General features: G+C 65.5%; 4 protein-coding genes. 2 read left to right on the forward strand and 2 right to left on the reverse strand.

Translation table 11 applies throughout. The features are described 5' to 3' along the window. A partial coding sequence (gene sfsA, locus ACN0T5_RS21665) for a DNA/RNA nuclease SfsA (protein ID WP_417770679.1) occupies positions 1–476 on the reverse strand: 476 nt, incomplete at its 3' end. Between the two features lie 36 nt (positions 477–512). After that, positions 513–1,958 (reverse strand): TrkH family potassium uptake protein, encoded by a 1,446-nt coding sequence (locus ACN0T5_RS21670; RefSeq protein ID WP_417770680.1) that lies wholly within the window; start codon positions 1,956–1,958, stop codon positions 513–515. 864 nt (positions 1,959–2,822) lie between these two features. Between ACN0T5_RS21670 and ACN0T5_RS21675 the strand changes: the two genes are divergently transcribed. Both ACN0T5_RS21675 and ACN0T5_RS21680 read left to right on the forward strand, forming a co-directional pair. Further along, entirely contained in the window at positions 2,823–4,634 is a 1,812-nt protein-coding gene (locus ACN0T5_RS21675) for a DEAD/DEAH box helicase (protein WP_417770681.1), read from the forward strand. Between the two features lie 90 nt (positions 4,635–4,724). Continuing rightward, on the forward strand, positions 4,725–5,381 hold the full coding sequence (locus ACN0T5_RS21680) for a spermidine synthase (protein ID WP_417770682.1): 657 nt from the start codon (positions 4,725–4,727) through the stop codon (positions 5,379–5,381). The last annotated feature ends 115 nt before the right edge of the window (positions 5,382–5,496 follow it).

Genomic DNA, 5,496 nt, shown 5'->3' on the forward strand with positions numbered 1-5,496 from the left:
GCGCCCCGTGCCGTCACGGAATCGGGAAACTCCGCCAGCCCCGCCTCGCGCATCAGGTGGACATTCTTCACCTCGACATAGACCGGCGGGCCGCCTTCGCCCTGTTCCAGCAGGATGTCGATGCGCGAGTTCTTGCCGTATTTCACTTCGCGGCGCAGCCCGGCGAACCCGTCGAGCTCGGGCACAAGGCCCGCGCGCAGCGCCTCCTCGACGAGCCCGTTGGGATGCGCGGTGTTGATGCCGACGAGCGCGCCGTCCGCCTCGATGATCTCCCACGAAAATTTGAGCTTTCGTGCCGGGTTGTCGGAGCGCGAAAGCCAGACCCGCGATCCCTCGTCCTTGAGGCCGAGCATCGAGCCCGGATTGGCGCAATGCGCCGTGACGGCCTCCCCGCCCTCGTCGAGGATGACATCGGCGAGAAAGCGCTTGTAGCGCTTGACGAGACGGCCGGAGACGAGCGGCGAGGAAAAGCGCAAGGCAACCTCCTGAGGAAAAATACGGCCCGCGCCGGATCAGCGCGACCAGAAATCGGGGTCGAGCAGCACCAGCACGGTGAACAGTTCCAGCCGGCCCATCAGCATGGCGAAGGAGAGGATCCATTTCGCGCCATCGGGGATCGGCGCGAAATTGCCGGATGGCCCGATGATCGGACCGAGGCCCGGGCCGACATTGCCGACCGACGTCGCGGCGGCCGAAAGCGCCGTCACCAGATCAAGGTCGAAGCCGGCAAGCACCAGCGTCAGCACCCCGACCGTGCCCATGTAGACGACGAGGAAGGCAAGCACCGAGAATGACAGGTCCTGCGTCAGGCGCGTGTTGCCATATTCCTCCGAGAGCACCCGGTTCGGACGCACCATGCGGCGCAGATGCGCGCGCACCGTGCCGAAGAACACCAGGAAGCGGAACATCTTGATGCCGCCGGTCGTCGACCCGGTGCAGCCGCCGACGAATTTCAGCAAGAGCGCCAGCACGACCACGGGAGCGCCCCAGGTCGTGTAGTCGCCAAAGGCATAGCCGGTGCCGGTGACGATGGAGATCATGTTGAAGGCCGAGATGCGCAGCGCCTCGCCGAAGGGCACCCGGTGCTCCAGCCCCAGATAGACGGTCACGGCAAGCGACACCAGAACGATGAAGCCGAAGAACGCCCGCACCTGCGGGTCCCGCCAGAGCGACAGCGGCTTGCCGCGCAGTGCCTGGATGATCAGCACGAAGGGCAGCGAGCCGATCACCATGAACAGGATCGCGATCCAGGACGTTGCCGGATTGGTGAAATGGCCGAAGGAGCTGTCATGGGTCGAGTAGCCGCCGGTGGCGATCGTCGTGAAGGCATGGTTGACCGCGTCGAAAACGGTCATGCCCGTTGCCCAGTAGCCCAGCGCGCAAACCAGCGTCAGGAACAGGTAGGAGACGCCGATCAGCCGCACCAGTTCGATGGAGCGGGCGACGATCTTCTCGCTGCGGTCGGAATTCTCCGTCTGGAACAGCTGCATGCCGCCGATCTTCAGGAACGGCAGCAGCACGATGGCCATGACGACGATGCCGACGCCCCCCATCCACTGCATCAGCGAGCGCCACACCAGCAGCCCCGGTGGCAGCCCGTCGAGCCCCGACAGCACCGTCGAGCCTGTTGTGGTGAAACCTGAGACCGCCTCGAACACCGCATCCGCATAGCCGATGCCGAGCCACAGGAAGGGCAGCGCACCGAAGGCCGGCAGGGTCAGCCAGGCCAGCGTCGTCAGCACGAAGGTCTGGCGCAGGTCGAGCCCCTGGGTCAGCGACCCGCCGACGGCGACCGACAAGAGCAACCCGATCAGCCCGGTGATCAGCGCCGACATGACGAAGGCCTGCCAGTCGGCGTTGCGCGCCGCGACATCGACCATCGCCGGGATCAGCATGGCGGTCGCAAGGCCCACATAGAGGAAGCCGAGGACATTGAGGACGGGACGAAGTGAAATCACGGTGCGGGCGTCTTTCGTCGTCTACGGTTCGCGATCAATTCGTCTCGCAGCCGCCTCCGGCTGTTGGTACGGACGGCGGGGCTTGAACCCGCATGGCGCAAGGCCGGGGAATTTTAAATCCTGGAGGACCGTCCGTATAGCCTTGTGTTGAAACGTAAAACCAGATTTCACCCGGCAGTGTCTCGGATAGCGCGCGCGAATACTGCCGACCTTGCGGATATCCCGGACCCACACCGCCTGCCGCCTTTGCGGCACCGACTGCATGCGGTTGCCAACCTACCATTTTCCCCAGCCGAGCCAAGTACAAGGCTGAACGGGGATGGTCAAGGCTTCCCCCCGGCGATGCCCACCAGGCAGCCGCCAGCATCCGTTGTGTCTGTTCGGAGCCCATGCATGATAGCATCGGCCGGCAATCCTTCAGGGCGAAGTGATGGTCACGGGAGCGATGCCGCTGAATATCAACGGTCCGCTCATGAGACGTGACTATAATGATAGCGCCAAACTCTCAGCGTGGGACGAGCCACATCCGGATGTTCTGGCAGTTCTCCGCCGGGTTTTTTGCCGCAAGAGGCTCGCGGCATTTCAGCGGAACACGGTGCCTTGTCGCGACATCCGGTCTTTGGAAATAACGTCGTCCACTCCCCTGCCGGGTTTGGTCTTCAAAAATCGGCTCCTGTCGGGAAATACGAAAACGGCGGCCTTTGGACGCTTCGACTCCCGGACATTTGAGCTGCCGCGAAATCAACCGCCCTGCATCCGGGATGCAACCATGGCTCAAACAGCCATCACGGTCGGGCATGTCAAGAATCCTTAGGTATCCACGCACCGGCTATGGTATGCGGCGCGCTCACAGAGGTTCCCCAGATGGCTCCAGTTCACGACGCCGACTTTTTGCCGGCCCCCATCCATCCGTCCCTTGCTTCCGCGCTTGAAGCGAAGGGTTACAGAGAACTCACGCCGGTCCAGTTGGAGATGGCGGACAAACGCTATGCCGGGACCGATCTTCTGGTTTCTGCGCAAACCGGCTCGGGCAAGACGGTTGCCTTCGGCATCGCCATCGCCTCAAGCCTCCTCGGCAGCGCGAACCATTTCGATCGCGCGGACCGGCCGTTGGGGCTGATCATCGCGCCGACGCGCGAGCTGGCGCTTCAGGTGCAGCGGGAACTCGACTGGCTCTACGGGTCGGCGCGTGTTCAGACTGCGACCTGCGTCGGAGGCATGGACATGCGCAAGGAACGCCGCGCGCTTGAGCGCGGCGCGCATCTCGTCGTCGGCACGCCCGGGCGCCTGCGCGATCATATCGCGAAAGGCGCGCTGGACCTCGGGGCGCTGCGCGTCGTGGTGCTCGACGAGGCCGATGAAATGCTCGATCTCGGCTTCCGCGAAGACCTTGAATACATCCTCGGCGCGGCTCCGGCGGAACGCCGGACGCTGATGTTCTCGGCAACCGTGCCGCGTGGCATCGCGGACCTGGCGAAGACCTTTCAGAAGGACGCGCAACGCGTGGCGATAACCGCCTCGACCGACCAGCACGCCGACATCGAATACCAGGTGATGCTTGTGCGGCGCGACGAGCGCGAGCACGCGGTCATCAATGCGCTGCTCAACTCCGACAGCACGAGCGCGCTGGTGTTCTGCCACACGCGCGAGGCCGTGCGCCACCTGACCGCACGCCTCGCCAACCGCGGCTTCTCCGTGGTTTCGCTTTCGGGCGAAATGGCACAGTCCGAGCGTTCCAACGCGTTGCAGGCAATGCGGGACGGCAGGGCGCATGTGTGCGTGGCGACCGACGTCGCGGCCCGCGGCATCGACCTGTCGAATCTGGACCTCGTCATCCACGCGGACGTGCCGAGCAATCCCGCAACGCTTCTCCACCGCTCCGGGCGGACGGGACGCGCAGGCCGCAAGGGCGTGTGCGTCCTTGTCGTGCCCCAGCACAGGCGCAGCGCGGCGCAACGCGTCCTTGCGCTGGCCAGGCTGACCGCGGTCGAGCGTGCCGCGCCCGGCATCGCCGAGATCGAGGCACGTTACCGCAAGGACATAATGGACGCGGTGCTCACCGCCGCCGAACCGGACGAAGCAGAAGCCGCGTTCGTGGCGGACCTTCTTGCGAAGGTCGCACCCGAGCGCATCGCCGCAGCCTTCCTGCGCCAGCAACTCGCCTCCCGCCCCGTGCCGGAAGACCTTGCCCCTCTGCCTGCCGCCGAGCTCCTCGCGAAAAAGCCCCGGTACGACAAAAAGACCGGGCACGAGCGCGGCCCCGCCCCGGCGCGAGAGCCGCGCGGACCGGACATGGAGGACGGCGTCTGGTTCACGCTTTCCCTCGGCCGCAAGCAGCGCGCCGACCCGAAGTGGTTGCTGCCGATGATCTGCAAGGCCGGCGGCGTGACCAAGCGCGATGTCGGCTCGATCCGGATCGAGGATGCCCAGACCCGGTTCGAGATTGCCGGCGACAAGGCGGCCGCGTTTGCGGAGCAGGTCAACCGGCCCGGCGGCACCGAGCGCGGTATCGTCATCTCTCCGGCCGGAGAGGTCCCCGGGACAGCGCGGCAGGCGAAAGCGAAGGTCCGCAAAGACGCAAAGCCGGGGAAGAAGCCTGCGCACCGTGGCAAGGCCGCGCCGGCCGATCCCGGCCAGACCCGCAAGCACAAGGGCAAACCGAGGCGTCCGGGCTGAACATGCCCAAGGGCCGTCCTCTTTCATGAAGTCGTGAAGGTGACAGGCCCGTAATTACAACCCGGTTTTCCCGATCGACGAAGGCATGCCATGCTGGCCTGGAAACAAGTGGATCGCACCTCTGTCCCCGGCGGGGGCGAACTCAAGCTCATGCAACGGGGCGACGAGTTTTCCATCATGTCGGGCGCGACCGAGTTGATGAACAGTCGCCGGGGCGGTTCCGAAGAACAGCTGGCGATCCTGGCGGCCCGGCGGCTGGGCAAGCGGGAGGGGCCCCGGATCCTGATCGGCGGACTTGGCATGGGCTTCACGCTGCGGGCAGCGCTCGCGCATTTTCCCGGGCAGTGCGAGATCATCGTCGCCGAACTGGTGCCGGCCGTCATCGCCTGGGCCAAAGGTCCGCTCGCCGGCGTCCACGGCGCAAGTCTGGCGCATCCCCGTGTCATCCTTCACGAAGGCGACGTTGCACCGGTGATCAGCCACAACGGGCCGTTCGACGCCATATTGCTCGATGTCGACAATGGCCCGGACGGGCTGTCCCGGTCAGCCAACGACCGGCTCTATGACGCGAAGGGACTGGCCGCCGCACGCGCAGCGCTCAATCCCGGCGGCGTTCTGGCCATATGGTCCGCGGCCCCCGACCAACGGTTCGTAAACCGCCTGCGGCAAACCGGTCTTGAGGTCGAGGAGTTGCGCGTGCGCGCAGGTGGCGCGCGGCACATCGTTTGGCTCGCCGTGAAACGCTAGGACGTGGACTCACAATTGTGCCGGAAACGGCGTCCGGTCCGGCAATGATCCGCCAGAAAGGCCGCGATGGCCGGGGGCGGGCCCCGGTCAAGCGGTCTGACGCCGCGGATCGAAG

The sequence above is a fragment of the Stappia sp. genome, from assembly GCF_048261845.1.
Classification (GTDB): Bacteria; Pseudomonadota; Alphaproteobacteria; order Rhizobiales; family Stappiaceae; genus Stappia.